The sequence below is a fragment of the Streptomyces sp. NRRL F-5123 genome (assembly GCF_000721495.1).
Classification (GTDB): domain Bacteria; phylum Actinomycetota; class Actinomycetes; order Streptomycetales; family Streptomycetaceae; genus Actinacidiphila.
The window spans coordinates 1-1,572 of sequence record NZ_JOHY01000166.1 but is presented as its reverse complement, the minus strand read 5'-3'; the positions used below and the strand labels follow the sequence as shown (position 1 = coordinate 1,572).

Genomic DNA, 1,572 nt, shown 5'->3' with positions numbered 1-1,572 from the left:
GTGTGGCGGACCGTCTCCTGCGAGATGGCCAGCTTCATCCCCTTGCGCAAGGGCGTCTGCGACGACGTCTACACCGTCGTGCCCATGGTCGGAGAGGGCAATGTCCGCCTGGAGACCTTCAGCGAGCAGCAGGTCGACCGCGATGCGATCCGTACGGTCCTGGACACCCCGTCGACCGAGGTCGACACCGGCGTGGTGTTCCGCAAGGGCGCGCCCTTCGAATGGCTGTACCTGTACCTGGCGTGCGTCCTGCCGAGCGGCCTGTCCCGGATGCCTGGCCAGCGCCCCGGCTTCAAGCCGCACTTCTTCTGGGGCTCCATGGCCGCGCTCGACGGCGACAGCCTCGCCTACCTGACCATGCCCACCGGCGAGGACGAGCACGGCTGGTTCGGCGCGATCGGCGTCATCGGCCACGGCCCGCGAGGCACCGAACTCGCCGACCACGTCGCCGCCGAGATCCGCGCGTGGCACGAGGGCTGGGGCGGCGCACAGCCGCCTGGTCGTCGACTGGCCCCGCAAGAGCTGACCGCGGATGCTCCCCGCGATAGCACGCCGCATCCCGCTGGTCCGCCGTCCCAAGCGACCCGCGTTACCGCTGGACCAGCGCGTCGCCCACCTCACCCGGGCGGCTGTCGCGCCCGCGGGTGCCGACCACCACGACTCGGTGGCCCGCACCTGCGGGATCCTCAACATGGCCGCACTGATCGCCTCCGACGTCGGCATACCCGAGTTCGCGGCCGAGCTGTGCTGGCGGCAGCACGCCGCCTTCGCCGACGCAGGACGCCTCACCGGCGATGTCGCCTCGATGTCGCTCATGCCCCTGATCAACGTCTCCCGCCTGCTGACCCGCGCGGGCGACGGCGAAGCCGCCTACGACGTACTCGACCGGCTAGATCAAGGCCATGTCGCTGATGGAACGCGGCCTCGGCCAGGAAGCCCGCGACCTGATCAACTCCTCCGCGATCGGCGAACCGTGGGAAGGGGCCGTCCAGGCCCTCCTGTCCGTCTGCTGCAGCCCACGAGACATCGGCGTTCAAGAGGGTGAGCTCGACCGCGCTCTCCGGCTGGCACAGTCGCTGCTGGACACGCCGGACCCGGAAACGGCCACGTTCCAGACCCGGGCGGCGCTGAGCGCCCTCGAACTCCTCAAGGACCCGTCCGACCCCCGTGCCGGCCGACTACGCGACGGTGCCGCCACCGCGGCCCGCCTGGACGCCCACGCAGCCCGGGAACTCCTCGACCACCCCGCGAGCACGGACCTCTCCGAGCGGCAGGAACAGGACCTGCACACCGTCGTCTCGCGGGCGGGCGTCGGCGCCGGACGCCTGCCTGCCATCCACGAGCGGGCCATAACAGCGGCCGTCGACCGGGCCGAGGCTGCACTCCGGCAACAGCTCACGCACGTATGAGGCAGCGGGTCCAATCGCTCGAAATCAGGCTGCGCTCGCGGGGCCTTGGTGAGCAGCATGGCGAGATGCCAGACCTGCTGTGGGAAGACGTCAAGAATTTCTTCGACCCCGAGCTGATGGGCGCCCTGCCTGATGGGTGCGTGTCAGGGACCTCGGTCGAGGA

Annotated in this window: 2 protein-coding genes; one reads left to right on the top strand and one right to left on the bottom strand. The window is 70.4% G+C overall.

Annotation, left to right across the window (positions count from 1 at the left end; translation table 11 throughout):
• Window positions 1-816, bottom strand: an 816-nt coding sequence (locus IH54_RS47535; RefSeq protein WP_043183654.1) for a hypothetical protein, incomplete at its 3' end; no start/stop codon positions are given.
• 86 nt (window positions 817-902) lie between these two features.
• On the opposite strand from IH54_RS47535, the gene IH54_RS47530 reads away from it, so the two are divergent.
• Entirely contained in the window at window positions 903-1,409 is a 507-nt protein-coding gene (locus IH54_RS47530; protein ID WP_031526317.1) for a hypothetical protein, read from the top strand.
• Window positions 1,410-1,572 lie beyond the last annotated feature (163 nt).

What these genes read in the sequence shown, in the direction of transcription:
- IH54_RS47530 (WP_031526317.1), top strand. Translation starts at nt 903, where the DNA reads ATGTCGCTGATGGAACGCGGCCTCGGCCAGGAAGCCCGCGACCTGATC.